Raw genomic sequence first — 17,783 nt, 5'->3', positions numbered from 1 at the left:
AGAGGCGCCGCCAGCGGCGGCACGCCGCTTGGACGCCAAGCGCCTGCTAGCCGTTGACGAAAGCGATGGACGAAAAAAAGCCCGCTGATTTGAGCGGGCTGAATCCATATCAGGAGGAGACATGGAGGAGACAGAAACCACTATACACAACGCCCTACCGCGACGCAATAACTTTTTAAGGGAAAACCCGATGTTGTGTCGTTTTGCCACATCGGCATAAGGGTGACGCTTCCGGCCCCCAATAGTTGGGAAGCGTGAGGGATGTCCGGGCCCGTATCCGGCCGCGGCGATGACAGAGCAAGAACCGGAGCGTAGTGTGTGGACGTGCGCCGTAATCTGGGAACCGTCGAAACCTGTCCACGAGCGCTGACGATGAAAACCGCTTACTCCACCGAATCCGACCGCTGGGCCGCCGTTGCGCACCACGACGCACAGGCGGACGGCGCCTTCTTCTACGCGGTGAAGACGACCGGCGTGTTCTGCCGCCCGTCGTGCTCATCGCGCCAGCCGCGCCGCGAAAACGTCGAATTCTTCGCGACGCAGGACGACGCGCGCGCCGCCGGCTACCGCGACTGCAAGCGCTGTCAGCCGGGCGGTTTGCCGCGCGAAATGGACATCGTCAACCGCGCATGCGCGGTACTCGATGCGGACCCACAGCAGCGTCTGACGCTTGCGCAGCTAAGCGACGCGGTACACGTGAGCCCGTTCCATCTACAAAGACTTTTCAAGCGCGTCGTCGGCGTATCGCCGCGGCAGTATCAGGCGGCGCAGCGCGGCGCCGCACTGCGCGACGCGCTCAGGCGGGGCAGCAACGTGACCCGCGCCACCGTCGACGCCGGCTTCGGCTCGCCATCGCGCATGTACGACACGGCGCCGGCGGAACTCGGCATGGCGCCGTCCGCGTATCGCCGCAAGGGCGCGGGCCTCGTCGTGCGCTATGCGGACGCGTCGACACCGCTCGGCACCGTGCTCGTCGCGGCCACCGACCGCGGCATCTGCAAGATCGCGTTCGGCGACGATCGGGCCGACCTCATCGACGGGCTTCGCGACGAATTCGCGAATGCCGAGCTCGTCGACGATCCGGCAAGGCTCGCGCCGTTCGTCGCCCAGATCGACGCCTATCTGCGCGGTTCGGAGCAACGCGTCGACCTGCCGCTCGATATCGCGCCGACAGCGTTTCAGCAACGTGTCTGGGACGCGTTGCGTCGGATTCCGTACGGCGAGACGCGCAGCTATTCGGAGATCGCCGCAGCGGTCGGCTCGCCGCAGGCCGTGCGGGCGGTCGCCGGCGCGTGCGCGTCGAACCCGGTCGCGCTGGCCATTCCCTGTCATCGCGTGCTGCATAAGGATGGGTCGTTGAGCGGCTATCGGTGGGGCGCGGCGCGCAAGGCGGCGCTGCTCGATGCGGAACGGCAACACGGCGGCGGGGCGTCGCAAGCGCCGGCGGCAAGCGGTCAATCGACAGCCGGCGCGTCCGCCGCCGCCTCCGCGCGCGACTCATCGCCCGCAACCACAGCCACAACCCGCCGATCAACCCCAGCCGCCGATCTGGACCACGCCGCTTGAGCACCGAAAACAACATCGAACTCGAACTACCGTTCAAAGCACCCTACGACTGGCCGCGCACGCTGCGCTTCTTCTCAGGCCGCGCGACACCGGGTGTCGAAGCAGTCGAAGAGGGCGCGTACCGGCGCGCGATCGAATGGGCCGGCGACAGCGGCACCCTGCAAGTTACGCTTCATCCGAAGAAACGCTGCCTCGTCGCGACGATCGACGGCGCCGCCGCGCGCCACGCGGAAACGCTCGCCGCACCGATCTCGCGCATGTTCGACCTGCGCGCCGATCCGCGTGCAATCGGCGCGGCGCTTTCCGCGGATCCGTGGCTCGCGCCGCTCGTCGATGCGGCGCCCGGTCTGCGTGTGCCGGGCGCGTGGTCGGGCTTCGAACTCGTGGTGCGCGCGATCGTCGGCCAGCAGGTCAGCGTGAAAGCCGCGACGACGATCATCGGCCGGCTCGTCGAGCGGGCCGGCAAACGTATCGACGATCATCCGCACGAGCGCACCGCGTGGCGCTTTCCGACGCCGGCTGCGCTCGCCTGCGCCGATCTCGCGCGGATCGGCATGCCAGGCAAACGCGTTGCCGCGCTGCAGGGTTTCGCGCAGGCAGTCGCAACCGGCGCGGTGCCGCTCGACGATCCGGCCGCCGACGCCGCGGCGCTGCGCACCGCGCTGCTCGCGCTGCCCGGCATCGGACCGTGGACCGTCGAATACGTGGCGATGCGCGCGTGGCGCGACCCCGACGCGTGGCCCGCCTGGGACCTCGTGCTGATGCAGTCGATCGCCGCGCGCGACCCGGCGCTCGCGCGCCCGACGCAGCAGCGCGCCCGCACCGATGCGTGGCGGCCATGGCGCGCCTATGCCGCAATGCATCTGTGGAATGAAGTGACGGACCGGATGGGCGCCGCGCGGGGCGGATAGCGGCGGTTAGTTGACATCGCTAACCGTCGATGCGAACGGCCGTGTCGAACACCCACCCGCGACCCACCCGCGACCCCACCCGCGGCGTACAGTAGACAGACCGCGAACGCCTGACCCGGCGCCCGGCCAACGCTCCATTCAACGCGAATCGCGCCGCCCTTCGAGTCGCTTCGACAGCGCGCAAAGTCGGGTCAAGCAGCCGTCGTGGCGAGATGTTAAAGTGCCCGCTACTGAAAATTACGCCGCGCGTGATCAACCGCATCGTGCACGCGGTAGCCGGGTATACCACCAGCAGCGCGCGACATCATTCAATGCCAAACACGAAATCTCCGCGCACGACCGACGCGCTGCTACACCGTCTGTCCGTGCTGACTTCCGGCCCGCAGCGCGACGCGCTGACGACGGGCCTGCGCGGCATCGAAAAAGAAAGTCTGCGTGTCACCCACGACAGTCGTCTCGCGACGACATCGCATCCTCGAGTGCTCGGTTCCGCGCTCACGCACCCGTCGCTGACCACCGACTATTCGGAAGCGCTGCTCGAGCTCATCACGCCCGCCGAGCACGACGCGTCGCTCGCGCTCGAGCAACTCGATACGCTGCATCGCTTCGTCTTCGCCAAGCTCGGCGACGAGATCCTGTGGAACAACTCGATGCCCGGGCTCTTGCCGGAAGACGACGAGATTCCGATCGCGCACTACGGCACGTCGAATATCGGCAAGCTGAAGTACGTGTATCGCGTCGGCCTCGCTCTGCGCTACGGGCGCACGATGCAATGCATCGCCGGCATCCACTACAACTATTCGCTGAACGAAGAAGTGTGGCGTCTGCTGCAGGTCGATCAGCAATCCACCGCAACCGCGGTCGATTTCCAGTCCGAACGCTATCTCGCGCTGATCCGCAATTTCCGTCGCACGAGCTGGCTGCTCATGTATCTGTTCGGCGCGTCGCCGGCTCTCGACAAGCGCTTCCTGCGCAACCGCCCGCATACACTCGAAGCATTCGACGCCGACACGTTCTATCGCCCGTACGCAACGAGCCTGCGGATGAGCGACCTCGGTTACTCGAACACGACCGGCCAGTCCGCGCTTCATGCCGACTACGACACGCTCTCCGGCTATCTCGAAGCGCTCGCCGAAGCGGTCAGCCAGCCTTATCCGCAGTACGAAGCAATCGGCACGAAGCGCAACGGCGAGTGGGTGCAGATCAACACGAACGTGCTGCAGATCGAAAACGAGTTCTACTCGACGATCCGCCCGAAGCGCGTCACGTACTCCGGCGAGCGCCCGCTGCATGCCCTTGCCGCACGCGGCGTGCAATACGTCGAAGTCCGTTGCATGGATATCGATCCGTTCGAACCGACCGGCCTGTCGCTCGAAGCCGCGCGCTTTCTCGATGCGTATCTGCTCGTCTGCGCACTGGAAGACAGCGCGCCGTTGCCGCCGCCCGCCTATACGGAAGCGAACCGCAACTTCTGCCTCGTCACAACGGAAGGCCGCAAGCCGGGACTCGAGCTGATGCGCGATGGTCAGCCCGTTGCGATGATGGATTGGGCGAACACCTTGCTCGACCGCATCGCCATCGCGGCCACCACGCTCGATGCTGTTCAGGGCGGCGACAGTCATGCGCGCGCGGTCGCTGCGCAGCGTGCGAAGCTCGCAGATCCATCGTTGACGCCTTCGGCGCGCGTGCTGCAAACGATGCGCGACAAGCAGCAGGGTTTCCTTGCGTTCGGGCTCGAGCAAAGCGAAGCGCATGCGGCGTACTTCCGCGCGCGGCCGCTCGATGCTGCCTCGATGAAAGAGTTCGAGACGCTCGCCGTGGAGTCACTCGCCGCACAGGAAAAACTCGAGCGCGAAGAGGTGGGCTCATTCGATGCGTTCGTCGCAGCATATCGCGCGTACACGTTGAACCGTTTCAGCGTCTGACGTGGACCTAAAGAAAATGCGCAAGCATTTCGCGAGGTAACGTCTACCCGTTTCGACCTCGCGGGCGCGCGCTGATCAGCAAGAATTTCACCGCTGCGGCACGCGTCAAATGCGGGCATCGAAGCGAAGCCCCAAACGTATTCGATCGCATGAAACACGCTCGGCGCGCGCGGGTCCAACCTGTGTTGCAGTATTGCGACCGATCTGCGGCGCGCGCATGAAGCTCGCGTCGCAGGCGTGCATCGTTCAGGGAGGAAGGATGCGATGAAAAAAGGTCTATTGGCCGTGTTGTGCGTGCTCGCCGCCGGATGCTCGACGCGCGGGCAGGTGAACCCCGACGTGATGCAGATCGCCACCGCGCCGCTCACGTGCTCGACGAAAGCCGAATGCGACACATGGTGGCAACGCGCGCGAACCTGGGTCAGCGATCATTCGCGCTACGACGTAACGACGACGACCGATTCGCTGATACAAACTGCAGGCCCTGACGGCGGCAAGCGCGAGCTCGCTTATCAGATCACGAAGACGTCGAACAACGACGGCACATCGACGATCGGCTTCTCCGCGCATTGCGACAGTTCGCTCGGCTGCAAACCGAATCCATGGGAAGCAGGCGCGGACTTCAAGCAGTTCGTGCGCGGCAGCAGCACAAACCCGAACGTCACGACGCAAGAACGTACGTCGACGCAGCCTGCCGACGCGATGCCTGGACAGACGATGCCATCGCCTACGGGCGAGCCTGTCTCGCAGTAATCAACACGCGCATCGCGCGGCTTTATAGGGATGCTTTAAGACTTCTCCGATTGGAGATGACGATGACCGAATTTATCGTTCGGTCACCCTCAATTCCATCGAGAAGCTCCCATGTATATCCGACTTTTCTTCGCGGCCGCATGCGTCGCACTCGCGGCTGGCTGCACCACATCATCAGGCCTGACCTATAACAACGACGTGATTACGTTGGCCAACGGCACGCAGGCGCATCGCGTGCAGTGTCTGGGCCTCGCCGAGACGACCGAAAGCTGTATGGACCAGGTGCGCAATGTTTGCGGCGACAAGCAGGCGTTGCGTGTATCCGCTACCGATCGCGCGATCTCCGGCTACAAGCCCGAAAACGATCCGCGTGAAATTCTCTTCACTTGCGCGACGCCGGTCGTGCAGCAGCCCGCCCCGCAAGCGGCGCCGCAGCCGGCTCCGCAACCGGCGCCCGCGCCGGCACGCAAGGTGACGCTGCAAGGCGACGCGAACTTCGCCACCAATAGCGCGACGCTGACGCCCGCCGCCAGGGCGAACCTCGACGAATTTATCGCGGCCAACCGCGGCGTCGATATCCAGCAACTGACGATCGCCGGCTACACCGACTCGACCGGTTCCGCCGCGCTCAACGAGCGACTGTCGGCAGCCCGCGCGCGCTCGGTTCAGGCGTATCTCGGCTCGCACGGCTTGCGCGCCGCGAATTACAGCGTGAACGGCTACGGCAGCGCCTCGCCGGTCGATACGAATGCGACGGCTGCGGGCCGCGCCAAGAATCGCCGTGTCGAGATCCAGGTCGACGGCCAGTAACTCGAACGACTTCGCGTTTCTTTTCCGCCAGAAAAAGCGGGCCGTCGTTCCCCGGACCCGTATTGTGCGGCGGCATCGGCATTCAGCCGATGCCGTTTTTTTTCGTCTGCAGGGTTTGCGTCGGGCGCGTCCCGGACGCCTTCGCGAGTGCCGCGTCCATCGATAGGATGCGCAAATACGCACGATAGCATTCATGCCTAGGCAATCAAAAGACGGCTCATGTCTTGGATTTTGCCGCCTTGGTCAGCTGCGTCACCGCGCGACGCCCGGCGCAAATCACTGTTGCGTCAGCCGCCTCAATCTACGCCTAAATGCTGCCTTCTCCGATGCTTGGCACGTCCGTGTTGTTAGCGAACACTCACATTCAGTCATCATGGTTTGCATATTGAGAGATATATTTCGCCAAAAGGTCGCTTAACCTGCAAATAATGCATGAAATCGGGTGCGCCTTTGCGCGCCTATGGCGCCAGACAGAAGACGAACCTGCCTCAAAGCGTCCGACAGAAAAACAACACTCGATCAGGGGTCTCGCACGAACTATGTTGAAACTTAATTGCATAGTCAATATTATGTCAGTCAACGAGTTACGCGCGATCCGCGCCATTCGAGACCATGTTCTGACCGCTTCAAAGCGCGCCCGCCCGTGCCGGCCGCAGAGGAAATCCCGCGATGCTGTACCTGAAAAACACCCTTGGCGGCCTGAGCCGCTCCCTCATCGATTCCGCGCTGCTCAATTTTCAGAAGCCGTATCGCTGGTGGAAACTCGCGCTCTATGCAGTCGTCTTCGTGCTGCCGGGCGGATCGCTTGGGGTGTTGTTTCTCGCGTGGATCGATCACCGGCGCGCGCGGCGCAGTGGCAAGGCCACCGCAACGGTCAGGCCGGTCGCGCTGCTGGTTACGTCATCCGTGAAGGCGAAAGCGCCGTCGGCCCTGAAAAGCATCGCGCCGGGCGCCGTCATCTGCCAGTCGCGCTCCGACGCACCCGCTTGCCGCGCTGCGGCCGGCAAGCAAGCCCGCCAGGGCTCGGCGGATCTTCGCGCCTGAACCGGCCGCCGTTGTCCGCTGCTATCTCCGCCGCTGCCACACGAGTCAACGGTCGATAAACACGCCGCCAGGCCGTGTTCGTCGGCCGCCTCGCGTCGTCCGCGTCCGCCGCAGTAACGACACGTAACCTTGCGAACACCCTCCGTAACACATCTGCAAGGCTCACCGCATTACTCTTCTGTCTCCGGGCGAGGCGCAGTAAGCTAGCGGTCGCGCATCGCGGCCCAGCTCACGCTGCGGCTTCGTTCATGCCCGATATTCATCTTCAAGCAGCAGACCACGCGCAACCGCCGGCCCTTTTGCGTCATCCGCGGGCCGAATCGACAGGAATTCGAGGAATTCATTTGCATGCAGTCCGATTTCACGACGCGCCGTAGCGCCGCCGCGCCTCGCGCCATGACGATCGCCGTCGCCGTGGCGCTCGCCGCGATGCTGGCCGGTTGTGCGGTCGGCCCCGACTACAAACGGCCGACCACGGAAATTCCGGCGTCCTACAAGGAAGCCGCGGAAGGCTGGAAGATTGCGCAACCGAACGATCAGCACGATCGCGGCCCGTGGTGGACCATCTATCACGACGCGCAGCTCAACGCGCTCGAAGACAAGCTCAATGCGTCGAACCAGTCGATCGCGCAGTTCGCCGCCGCCTACCGGCAGGCGCGCGCGCTTGTCGCGGAAGCGCGCTCGGCCTACTTTCCAGTAATCACGCTGAATGGCAGCGGCGAACGGCAGCAGTCCCCGTCACGCAGCGGTGGCTTTGTCACCGGCACCGGCTCGGTCGGCTCGTCGGGCTCGATCACCAATAGCTTCCGCCTGTCCGCCGACGCGACCTGGGAGCCGGATCTGTGGGGCCAGGTGAGCCGCACGGTGGCCGCAGAAAAAGCAGGGCAGCAGGGCGCCGCCGCCGATCTCGCGAACGCGCGCCTGTCCGCGCAGGGCACGCTCGCGCAAACCTACTTCACGCTGCGCTCGCTCGATTCGCAGCAAAAACTGCTCGACGATACCGTCGTCTCGTTCGAGAAGTCGCTGCAATTGACGCAAAACCGCTACGCGCAAGGCGTCGCCGCGCGCTCGGATGTGATTCAGGCGCAAACGCAGCTGCAGTCCGCCCAGGCCGCGGCAATCGACAACGGCGTCGCGCGCGCGCAGAACGAGCATGCGATTGCGGTGCTGGTCGGCGAGCCCGCCTCGACGTTTTCGCTGCCGCCGGCGCCGCTCGATGCGACCCCGCCCGACGTGCCCGCGCAGCTGCCGTCGGCGCTGCTCGAGCGGCGGCCCGACATCGCGTCGGCCGAGCGCAAGGCCGCGGCCGCGAACGAGCAGATCGGCATCGCGATCGCCGCCTACTTCCCGACGCTCACGTTTTCCGCGAGCGGCGGCTTCGAAAGCTCGGTCTTCTCGCAGCTCCTCACGGCGCCGTCGCGCTTCTGGACGGTGGGTCCGCAACTCGCGGCGACACTATTCGACTTCGGCCTGCGCGGCGCGCAGACCGACGCGGCACGCGCAGCCTACGACCAGAGCGTGGCCACCTATCGGCAAACGGTGCTGACCGCATTCCAGGACGTCGAAGACAACCTCGCGTCGCTGCGCATTCTCGGCAGGGAAATCGTCGTGCAGCAGCAGGCCGTGCAGTCGGCGCAGCAGGCGCTCGCGATCGTCACAAACGAGTACAAGGCCGGCACCGTCGACTATCTGAACGTGCTGACCGCGCAGACCACCGCGTTTACCGCGGAGCAAAAGCTCGCGAGCATCGCGGGTCAGCGGATGGTCTCGTCGGCTGGACTCGTGAAGGCGCTCGGCGGCGGCTGGGATGTCGCGCAGATGAATCGCGAAGATGGCGGGGTAGCGGCGCCCGCGCCTGTTCCGGCAGCGGGCGCATCGGCGCCGCAGGCGGCGATGGGTTCAGCGCCGGTCGCGCAGAAGGGCGCTGCCGCGGGCGAAGTACACAACGACTAACGACCAACCCGCTCGGAAGGTTGGAAACAAAGGCGCCGTGGCGAAACGACACGGCAAGCGCAAGCGCAGCAACGCGTACGAAGCGGCCAGCAACCCACAAGCCGCTTCCTACGCGCGCCTCAATGCGTGAAATCGAGCGAAACCGTCCCTTTCCCCACTGGCGGCCCGATCAGATTCAACAGCCCCGCGAGATTATCGAGCTGATCGGGCGTCGCGCTCGCGGTGCCCTGAAACGATGTCGAGCGCCCGCCGAACGAGCCGCGTCCATTCAGCAGCAACGGCCCCTTCAATGTCGACAGATCGACGGTCGCCGCCGCGCCCTGTGCCTGAATCACGACGCGATACGACCCGAGCGGCTTCACACGCGACACGCTCGAACTCATTTCATTGAGCAGCACCGAGAGCTGCCCGAACGCGTCGCGGCCGAAGCTGCGCCAGTCGGTCCACGACAGCCGCACCTCGCCTTGCAGGTTCAGCGTATTGAACGGCGCGCCGAGCCCGGCGAGCAGCGACGCCGGCACCTGAATCGCGCCCGCCGTCATGGTGGCGCCGAGGCGCGACACGTCGACCTGAACCGCGTCGGGCATCGCATCGGTCTGCCGCATCTGCATGCGCACGCGGCCCGTGAAGAGCGGCCAGAACGACGTGCGCCATTCGATGCGCCCGGGCAGCAGCGTCGCGCCGCCGCCGTCGGTGCCGGCAGCCAGCATCAGCACCGCCGAGCCCTGCCACAGCGATCCGTCGGGCTCGATCAGGTTCACGTGCCCATGCGTCGCCTTCGCGAATTGCGGCGTGATCCAGGCGGCCGGCAGCGTGACGAGCAGCACCGCGCCGCACGAGAGCAGCGCGACGATCACCCACGGCAACGCAGCGCCGATGCGGCGCATCCAGAGATTCTTCACAGACGTTATCCGCGGCGGGTCACTTGATGGTCGCCGGCTGCAGCGACGCGGTCAGATCGACCTGGCCGTCTTCCTTCAGCGCGGTCACATGGGCTTCGGACACCTGCACCTTGAACTGGCGGCGCACCTCGTCGAGCCACGCGGTCCACGCGGGAAACGACGCGTTCTTCAGCTGGATCTGCACGGCATTGCCGATGACCTGCACCTGCGTCGTGTTCAAGCCGTGGTCGCTGAGCGAAGTGGTAAGCGCATCCTTGAGCGCGCCGCCGGTCGGCGCGACGCCTTGCGCGACGCCGGCAAGCGCGCGCGCCTCGTTGGCTTGCCCCGTCATTTGCGCGAGCTGCCGCTGCAAGGCGGGCAGCGTTTCGAGCAGACGCGCGCGGCCTTCCTGCGCGGGCGACCACAACACCGACCACGCGATCACGATGACCAGCACCACCGAGCCCCACGTCAGTAGCGCTTTTTCGCGTGCGTTGCGCGCGCCCCAAAAGCCGGCCCATGCTTCGAGCAGTTGTTCTTTCATTGTCCGCTCCTGATGGTCCACTTGCCCGTGTTGCTATCGATGGCGCCGTTCAACCCGTTGCGTGCGAGGCGCTGGCCAAAGTCCGCATCGACTTTCACCTGGGGCTTGAACGTCACGTCGAGACGGTGGTTCTGGTAGTCGAGCGCGGCGAGCCCGTTGACGGGCAACGGCCCGAGCGAACGCGCGAGGCCGTCCGCGAGCGACAGGAAGTCTTCCGGCGACAGCTCGCCCGCGGCCACGCGCAACTGCTGCAATTGCCGCGTCATCTGACCGGGTGCGTCGAGCACGACGGTCGTCTTCGGGAACGCGTTGAGCAGCGCCTCGGTCATCTGCGCATTGATGGCATCGCGCTGGCGCGCAAGGATCAGCCACTGCACGTTCGCACCGATGATCGCAACGAGCGCAGCAGCGGCGACGAGCGCGATCGGCGCGCGCAGGCGGCGCAGCGTCGCACGATCGAGCCGCCACGGCTGCGACGTGAACTCGAACTGGCACAAGTCGAAGCGGCATTCGAGCGCGCGCTGCGCGAGCGTTTCGAATGTCAGCGGATGCGCGCTCGCCTGGTGCGCGGCGCTATCGATGGCGCGCTGCATCGGCGCGCCGGCCGCCGCGAGCGACGTCACATGCGGCTCGCTGCCGGGCAGGCCGGTCAGCGCATAGAACGTGAGCGGCCTGTCGCCGGCCAGTGCGGCGAGCGTCGCGCCGACCGCGCCCGCCGGCACCGCGAGACCTTCACCGATGCGCCCGCGCGCGATCGCGAGTTCGACACGCGGCGCCGGCGCGTCCTGCGGCACATCGCCCAGCAGCAACGCGGGCGAGGACTGCGCGGCCTCGCCTAGCAATGCGGCGACGATCGGCTCACGCGACGGCGCGGACGCGTCGGCTGTTGCGTCGGCAGTGGAAACGCCGGAAGCACCGGAAGCATGAGCACCGCCAGAAATCGGCAGTCCATCCGCATCGACCTCGGCATGCGCTTCCGACATCGCCTCGGCGAGCGCATCGTCCGCCGCTGTTGCCGACTGCCGCTGCGGCAAACACGATGTGACCGGCACGGCGCGCAAGTTCCGGTGTCCGGCGCCGACAAACGCCTCGTGAATAAACCGGAACCACCCGCGATCGACGATCGCAAGCAGACGCCGGCCGTCGGCGAGCGGCTGCGCATCGATCGCGATATGGCACGTCTGCGGATCCTGGATCAGTTGATCCTCGACGACGTTCGGCAACGCCTGGCGCAGCCGCGGCCCTTTCAATGCCGGCACGGCGGTAGCCATCATCAGCAGGTCGCGCGCCGCGACCATCAGCACCGTCGACGACGCGCGCGGCAACAGCGCCAGCGACGCCTCGCCGGCGCGCATCGTGCGCCCCGACTTGTCGATAAGCAGAAACGGCATCTCCGGCAGTTGCCATTCCTGCGACGGCACCGCCGGATCACGCGGCGGCAATAGAACGATCAGCGTGCTCAAGGCCCACTCTCTTTGGGAAAGGCGTTATTCATAATTGGTCCCGCTCCCGTACGATACGCGTCGTATGAGTCAGCGCGTCGCGATAGACGAGCGTCGTGCGATCCACCTCGGCGCGTTCGTGCTGCACGCGTCCGTGCACGACGAAGTAACTCGAATTGACGTCCATCTGGCCCGGGTCGAACACCGCGGCCGGCACACCGGCCGCGCTGAGCGCGAGCTGCACGTCGGCGACATTGTGAAAGAACACCGTTTCGCGGCGCGCGACGAGCGCCTGCGCGCTGGAGACGTTCATGCCCGGTATGATCGCGGCGATCACTTCCGCGGGCGCGGTGTTCATGTTGACCGCCGTCACCGTCGGCAGGATCGTGACGAACGGGCGCAGGCGCTGGACCATCTCGGGCGTGAAGCCCGGCACGTCGAGCAGCGAATCAACGCTCGTCATTTGCAGCGGCGCGACCGAGGGATTGGAGTCGGAATCCGATAACCCCGGGTTGTCCGTGTACTCGCCGCCCGCGGCGCCGCCCGTCACCACCGGCGCACTGGCCGCGCCCGGCACGGCGGTGGGATTCGTCGGGTTGGTCGACTGAAAACGCGTCGCCGAATGCTGGAGGCTCGCACGCATCTGCAGCGCGGCATTTTTCGCCAGCTGGCTGTTCAAGCCCAGCGTGGAGAGCAGCCGCTGAAACACTTCGATCTGCTGCAGGTTCAGTTGCAGCATGCCCGGCGTCGCGTTCGAGACGAGATTGCGCAGGTTGAACTTCGCCTGCGCATCTTCGATCGAGCCGGACAGAAAGGTATCCGAGCCTTCCGAACCGTGCACTTCGCCGATTTGCCCGAGAAAATCGGACAGACGCGTCTTTGCGATCGGCACGCCCCAGATGCCACCGAGATACGTGATGCCCGCCGACGTGTCGGCTTCCGAGCGCAAGATGAGCCGCGTCCAGTCGAGCGCGCCGCGGCCGACCCATTGCGCCTGCGCGAGCAGCCGCTGATTCTCGATGCGGCGCACCTGCACCTGCTGCCGCCACAAGATGCCCGACACGAGAATCGCCGACAGCGCGACGACCAGCAACGCGCTGATAATCGCGGCGCCGGCCTCGCGCGTTCCCGCTCGCAATCCCTCGCGCGACGCCCGTCGCGACGCGACTCGCGGTTTCGGTTTCGGACAGACGCGGCACGCGCGCGGCAGGCGGATCACGGCCATCACTCCCCGACGAGGAATACCCGCGTCACCGGGCGCTTCAACGCAGCCGCGCCGATACTGACCTCGAGCCCGGTCACCGCGCGCGGAATCGGCGCATTGCCGAGCTGCGGCACTTTCAGGTTGTTCACGTTCTCGGTCATCGCGGATTGCACGTCCTTCATCTCCGTCGTCCAGCCGGCCTTCGTCACAAAGATCCGCGCGGTAATCATGCCGACGCCGCCCATCAGCGGCACCGCGCTCCAGTTGCCGTTCTCGTCGCCGGACAGCGCGCGCCGCACTTCGCCAAGATTTTTCAGCGCCGGCGACGCATAGCGCGTGATGCGGCCATCGGACACGCGATAGCGGACCACCTGCAGCCGCGGCGGCGAACCCGGCGCATACAGCTCGCGCACGATCTGCAGCCCGCTCGATGCCACCGACACCGACGGCTGGCCGACTTCGTCTTCGGTGGCCGCCTGGCGCGCGTCGATGCGCATCTGGTCGAACAGCTGCGCGAAGACGCGCTCGTCCTCCATCGCATTCGTGACCGTCTGCCGGCCGCGGATGATCTGATCGAGCCCGCGCCATGACAGCACGGCGATCACCGCGAGAATCGCGATCGCGACGAGCAGCTCGATCAGCGTAAAGCCGCGCACTGCGCGCCGCGGCTTCATGCCGCGCTCAAAGCGGCCGGTTTGTTTCATTCGGGACCACCGTCACCATCTGCGCGAGCGCGCCCGCCCGGCCCGGCATCTTCACTACGACCTCGACGCGGCGAAACACCGGATTGGGCGTCGTCGTGACGTTCTCCGTGCAGATCAGCTGCAGGTTGCCCTGCGAACAATCGAAACTTTGCGAACCGAGTTCGGGCCACGCGTGCGTGAGCCGCAACTGCGCCAGCGTGTTGTCCGCACTCCAGCCGGCCAGCAGCCGCCGATGCAAATCCGCTTCGCCGGTGGCGAGGGCGCCGACCGCGCGCAGCGATGCCGCCAACGCCACCGCGATGATCGCGAGCGCAACGAGCACTTCGATCATCGTGAAGCCGCGACTGCTGCACCTGCCGCGATGGCAAAAACGCGCGCGCCGCATGGTCAACGCACCTCATACCGGCCATTGCCGGTACCGACGATCGTCGCGCTGCCGACGCCCGAATAGAGCGTCACCGAGACCGGCGTGTCGATGCTCTCGGTGCCGAACACGACGCGGTCGCCCTGTTTGTCGGAACCCGGGTAGTTGATCGATACGCCGGTTACACCGCCTTCCCAGTTGCGCGGACCGAGCAGATCGTCGCGCAGCGTGCGCCAGCCGTCCTCGGTGTGGATATCGAAGCGAAAGCCATTTTCGAGCGGCATCCACGCGATCGGCCGGGCGCGCACCTGCGCCTCGTCGCCGGCCGATTCGAACAGCAGCGCGAGACGCTGCGCTTCCTCGTTCAGATCGGTGCGCGGATTGCGCGTCAATGACAGCGACGCCAGCGAAATCAGCAAACCCGCGATCACGAGCACGACAAGCATCTCGAGCAGCGTGAAGCCGCGCTGACGCCGCGCTCGACCGTCGAGTCGGCCGGCGGGCCGGCTCGCGTACGGCAGACACGCGCCGCCGGAGTCAGCGCGGGACGCGAAAGCCGGGCAGGGAAGTGAACGCATGATGCGTGACGAAACTCGACTACCGGACCGTAAAAGTTTCAGCGCCCGTCACTGCCACGAACCGACATCGGCGTCGTTGCCTTCGCCGCCCGGTTTGCCGTCCGCGCCATAGCTGAACACGTCGATTTCGCCGTGCACGCCGGGGTTCAGGTACTGATACTGATTGCCCCACGGATCGTTCGGCAGGCGCTCGAGATAGCCGCCGTCCTTCCAGTTGTTCGGCACGGGGTCGGTGGTCGGCTTTTCGATGAGCGAGCGCAGCCCTTGCTCCTGCGTCGGGTAACGGCCGTTATCGAGGCGATACAGCTTCATCGCCTGCATGATCGTGCCGATGTCCTGCTTCGCGGCGACACGGCGAGCCTCATCCGGCCGGCTCATGATCTTCGGCACGATCAGCGCGGCGAGAATGCCGAGAATCGCGATCACGACCATGATTTCGATCAGCGTGAACCCCCGTTGACGACGGGCGCGGGCGCCCACGATTTCCGTGCGGCGATTCGTCCACATTTGCATAGCTTGCTACCTCATTCCAATTGATTTGTCCGCTGTCGCGCCAGCCCGGCGAAACTCGCCCAAGCCGGCGCACATCTTGCGCCTTTCAGTGTGAACGGCGCATTTTCCGCAGTCCCTTTCAGCACACTTTCCGGTGGCGCGGCCGGTCATTCTAAAGGGATGCCGTCGTACGGCTTCGATCCATCGCAACTTTCACATTTATCCGTACAATGTCGCGCATGACAGCCCTCCAAGTTCGCCTCATTTCGCTGCTGTGCTTCGCCGTGTTCTGCGCGACGGCAACCTATTGGGTCGTCACGCTGACGTCACATCGCGGCCCCACCGTGCCCGCCGCCGCCGCGCGCGCGCCGGTCTCGGTCGATCAGGCGGCGACGCTGTTCGGCGGACAGCTCACCCGCACCGTCAATCAGGACGTGCGCCTCTACGGCATCCTCGCACTGCGCGACGGCGCCGCCGCGATCGTCAGCGTGGGCGGCGAACCGCCGCATGCGGTCTCGCTCGGCAACGCGATCATGGAAGGCGCGAAACTCTCCGAAGTGCGCGCCCGCTCGATCATCATCGATCGCAACGGCTCGCATTCGGAAGTGTTCCTGCCGGCCAATGCGCCGGGGCCCACCATCTACGTGCGCTGAACCGACACGCCGCTGAACCCTTGCCGCCGCATCGCCTGATTCCTCGCCGGCGCGGCGCAGCGCCTCGCGCTTACTGCACGAGGTTGTTCAGTTCGATGATCGGCATCATTACCGCGAGCACGATCACGAGCACCACGCCGCCCATCGCGAGAATCAGCAGCGGTTCGAGCAGGCTTGTGAGGAACATCGTGCGGCGTTCCAGTTCGCGCGATTCGCCTTCCGACGCACGGTCGAGCATCGACGTCACGTCGCCGGTCGCTTCGCCCGAACGGATCAAGTGCACGAGCACCGGCGGAAACGTCTTCGTATTGCCGAGCGCGCGCGACAGCGACGTACCCTCGCGCACGCGCACGATCGCATCGTCGATATTCGTGCGCATCGCGCGGTTGCTCAGCGTTTCGCCGGCCGCCTGAAGCGCGCGCAGAATCGGCACGCCGGCCGCGGTCAGAATGCCAAGCGTGCTCGCGAAGCGCACCGTGTTGTAGCCGCGCACGAGCTTGCCGAACAGAGGGGCGGTCAATACCCAGCGGTCGAACGCGAGGCGTGGGCCAGGCTGCTTGAGAATCGCTCGCACCACGTAGACCACCACCACGATCGCGATCAGCATCGCCCACCAGTAGCTTCGAACGAAACCGGACAGCGCCATCATCAGGATCGTCAGAAACGGCAGTTGCTGCTTCGTGCTGGCGAATACATTGACGACCTGCGGCACCACGTAGCTGAGCAGAAACGTCACGATGCCGAACGCGATGACCGTGACGACCATCGGGTACGTGAAGGCGAGCACGATTTTCTGCTTCAGCGCATTGCGCTGTTCGATGTAATCCGCAAGACGCGACAGCACGAGACCGAGCTTGCCCGTATGCTCGCCGGCCGCGACCAGCGCGCGATAGATATCGGGAAAATCCTTCGGATGCTGCGACAGCGCATTCGCCAGCGAATGGCCGCCGAGCACTTCCGCGCGAATCGCAGCCATCAGTTCGCGAATGTAGTCGCGCTCCGATTGCTCGGTCAGCACCGCGAGCGCTTCGTCGAGCGGCAGGCCCGCGATCAGCAGGCTCGCGAGCTGGCGCGTCAGAATTGCCTGCTCGCGCTGCGACAGCTTGCGGCCCAGCGACAAACGCTGGCTGCGTTCGCCGCGCGTACGGGTTGCGGCGGGCTCGACGACGAGCGGCGTCAGCCCCTGCGTGCGCAATTGCGTACGCGCGCCGCGCGCGCTGTCCGCATCGAGCACGCCTTTTTGCGCCTTGCCCGCGGCGTCGATCGCTTCGAACCGGAAAGCAGGCATTGGTTTAGGCTCCGCCCGTCACGCGAATCACTTCTTCGAGCGACGTGAGGCCGGTCGCGAGCCAGCGATCGCCGTCCTCGCGCAGCGTGCGCATGCCTTGCTTACGGCCCGCATCGAGAATTTCGGCGTCGGCGGCATTGCGGTGGATCAGGGTGCGGATCGAATCGTCGACGAGCAGCAATTCATAGACGCCGCGCCGCCCGGCGTAGCCCGAGTGCCCGCATTTGTCACAACCGACCGGATGCCATTGCTTGTGGCCGTCTTCTTCGCGCTCTTCCTTGCACACGGGGCACAAGCGGCGCACGAGACGCTGCGCAAGCACGCCAAGCAGCGACGACGCCAGCAGATAGGGCTCGACACCCATATCGGTGAGACGCGTGACGGCCGAAGCCGCATCGTTCGTATGCAGCGTCGCGAGCACGAGGTGGCCCGTCAGCGAGGCCTGCACCGCGATCTGCGCCGTTTCGAGGTCGCGGATTTCGCCGATCATGATCACGTCCGGATCCTGACGCAAAATCGAGCGCAAGGCGCGCGCGAACGTCATGCCGATCCGCTCGTTGACCTGCGTCTGGCCGATGCCGGACAGGTCGTATTCAATCGGGTCCTCGACGGTCATGATGTTGGTCGTGGCCGTTTCGAGGCGCGACATCGATGCGTAGAGCGTGGTCGTT

General features: G+C 65.6%; 18 protein-coding genes. 8 read left to right on the top strand and 10 right to left on the bottom strand.

Annotated features, from left to right (window positions below):
- Positions 1 to 372 precede the first annotated feature (372 nt).
- The 7 genes from ada (at position 373) to ACYPXD_RS29650 (ending at position 8,962) form a co-directional block, all read left to right on the top strand.
- Positions 373 to 1,566, top strand: a complete 1,194-nt coding sequence (gene ada, locus ACYPXD_RS29680) for a bifunctional DNA-binding transcriptional regulator/O6-methylguanine-DNA methyltransferase Ada (protein ID WP_459720205.1) — start codon at positions 373 to 375, stop codon at positions 1,564 to 1,566.
- Positions 1,563 to 2,477: a DNA-3-methyladenine glycosylase family protein gene (locus tag ACYPXD_RS29675; RefSeq protein ID WP_459720202.1), complete on the top strand. Its 915-nt coding sequence runs from the start codon at positions 1,563 to 1,565 to the stop codon at positions 2,475 to 2,477. The genes ada and ACYPXD_RS29675 overlap by 4 nt, the downstream gene beginning before the upstream one ends.
- 311 nt (positions 2,478 to 2,788) lie before the next feature.
- A complete protein-coding gene (gene gshA / locus ACYPXD_RS29670; RefSeq protein ID WP_459720199.1) occupies positions 2,789 to 4,402 on the top strand; it encodes a glutamate--cysteine ligase in 1,614 nt (537 codons plus the stop codon).
- A gap of 264 nt (positions 4,403 to 4,666) precedes the next feature.
- On the top strand, positions 4,667 to 5,155 hold the full coding sequence (locus ACYPXD_RS29665; RefSeq protein ID WP_459720195.1) for a hypothetical protein: 489 nt from the start codon (positions 4,667 to 4,669) through the stop codon (positions 5,153 to 5,155).
- A gap of 111 nt (positions 5,156 to 5,266) precedes the next feature.
- Positions 5,267 to 5,965, top strand: a complete 699-nt coding sequence (locus tag ACYPXD_RS29660; protein WP_459720192.1) for an OmpA family protein — start codon at positions 5,267 to 5,269, stop codon at positions 5,963 to 5,965.
- A 669-nt stretch (positions 5,966 to 6,634) separates the two neighbouring features.
- Positions 6,635 to 7,009 carry a hypothetical protein gene (locus ACYPXD_RS29655; RefSeq protein ID WP_459720190.1) on the top strand — a complete coding sequence of 125 codons (375 nt, stop codon included), beginning with the start codon at positions 6,635 to 6,637 and terminating at the stop codon, positions 7,007 to 7,009.
- 348 nt (positions 7,010 to 7,357) lie between these two features.
- Positions 7,358 to 8,962, top strand: coding sequence for an efflux transporter outer membrane subunit (locus ACYPXD_RS29650; RefSeq protein WP_459720187.1), 1,605 nt, complete (start codon positions 7,358 to 7,360; stop codon positions 8,960 to 8,962).
- A 119-nt stretch (positions 8,963 to 9,081) separates the two neighbouring features.
- On the opposite strand, the gene ACYPXD_RS29645 is transcribed toward ACYPXD_RS29650, so the two are convergent.
- From ACYPXD_RS29645 to gspG, 8 genes are read right to left on the bottom strand one after another with little or no spacing between them, the layout of a single operon-like run.
- Entirely contained in the window at positions 9,082 to 9,849 is a 768-nt protein-coding gene (locus ACYPXD_RS29645; RefSeq protein ID WP_459720924.1) for a type II secretion system protein N, read from the bottom strand.
- Positions 9,850 to 9,883: 34 nt separating this feature from the next.
- Entirely contained in the window at positions 9,884 to 10,387 is a 504-nt protein-coding gene (locus ACYPXD_RS29640; RefSeq protein ID WP_459720184.1) for a type II secretion system protein M, read from the bottom strand.
- Entirely contained in the window at positions 10,384 to 11,850 is a 1,467-nt protein-coding gene (gene gspL / locus ACYPXD_RS29635) for a type II secretion system protein GspL (RefSeq protein WP_459720181.1), read from the bottom strand. Before gspL ends, ACYPXD_RS29640 begins: the two co-directional genes overlap by 4 nt.
- A 28-nt stretch (positions 11,851 to 11,878) precedes the next feature.
- Positions 11,879 to 13,054 carry a type II secretion system minor pseudopilin GspK gene (gspK, locus tag ACYPXD_RS29630; RefSeq protein WP_459720178.1) on the bottom strand — a complete coding sequence of 392 codons (1,176 nt, stop codon included), beginning with the start codon at positions 13,052 to 13,054 and terminating at the stop codon, positions 11,879 to 11,881.
- Positions 13,054 to 13,737 (bottom strand): PulJ/GspJ family protein, encoded by a 684-nt coding sequence (locus ACYPXD_RS29625; protein WP_459720175.1) that lies wholly within the window; start codon positions 13,735 to 13,737, stop codon positions 13,054 to 13,056. Before ACYPXD_RS29625 ends, gspK begins: the two co-directional genes overlap by 1 nt.
- Positions 13,715 to 14,122 carry a type II secretion system minor pseudopilin GspI gene (gene gspI, locus ACYPXD_RS29620; RefSeq protein WP_459720172.1) on the bottom strand — a complete coding sequence of 136 codons (408 nt, stop codon included), beginning with the start codon at positions 14,120 to 14,122 and terminating at the stop codon, positions 13,715 to 13,717. The genes ACYPXD_RS29625 and gspI overlap by 23 nt, the downstream gene beginning before the upstream one ends.
- A gap of 2 nt (positions 14,123 to 14,124) precedes the next feature.
- Complete coding sequence (locus ACYPXD_RS29615) at positions 14,125 to 14,679, bottom strand: GspH/FimT family pseudopilin (protein ID WP_459720169.1); 555 nt, start codon at positions 14,677 to 14,679, stop codon at positions 14,125 to 14,127.
- Between the two features lie 48 nt (positions 14,680 to 14,727).
- Positions 14,728 to 15,192 carry a type II secretion system major pseudopilin GspG gene (gene gspG, locus ACYPXD_RS29610; RefSeq protein WP_459720166.1) on the bottom strand — a complete coding sequence of 155 codons (465 nt, stop codon included), beginning with the start codon at positions 15,190 to 15,192 and terminating at the stop codon, positions 14,728 to 14,730.
- A gap of 218 nt (positions 15,193 to 15,410) precedes the next feature.
- On the opposite strand from gspG, the gene ACYPXD_RS29605 reads away from it, so the two are divergent.
- Positions 15,411 to 15,824, top strand: coding sequence for a type II secretion system protein N (locus tag ACYPXD_RS29605; protein ID WP_459720164.1), 414 nt, complete (start codon positions 15,411 to 15,413; stop codon positions 15,822 to 15,824).
- A gap of 70 nt (positions 15,825 to 15,894) precedes the next feature.
- On the opposite strand, the gene gspF is transcribed toward ACYPXD_RS29605, so the two are convergent.
- Together gspF and ACYPXD_RS29595 are read right to left on the bottom strand one after the other, a co-directional pair.
- Complete coding sequence (gspF, locus tag ACYPXD_RS29600) at positions 15,895 to 17,112, bottom strand: type II secretion system inner membrane protein GspF (RefSeq protein WP_459720161.1); 1,218 nt, start codon at positions 17,110 to 17,112, stop codon at positions 15,895 to 15,897.
- Between the two features lie 4 nt (positions 17,113 to 17,116).
- Positions 17,117 to 17,783 (bottom strand): GspE/PulE family protein (locus ACYPXD_RS29595; RefSeq protein WP_459720158.1); only part of this gene is annotated, 667 nt, incomplete at its 5' end.

The sequence above is a fragment of the Paraburkholderia sp. 2C genome (genome assembly GCF_054589215.1).
The sequence above is the reverse complement of the archived record's forward strand: the minus strand, read 5'-3'. Positions and strand labels throughout refer to the sequence as shown.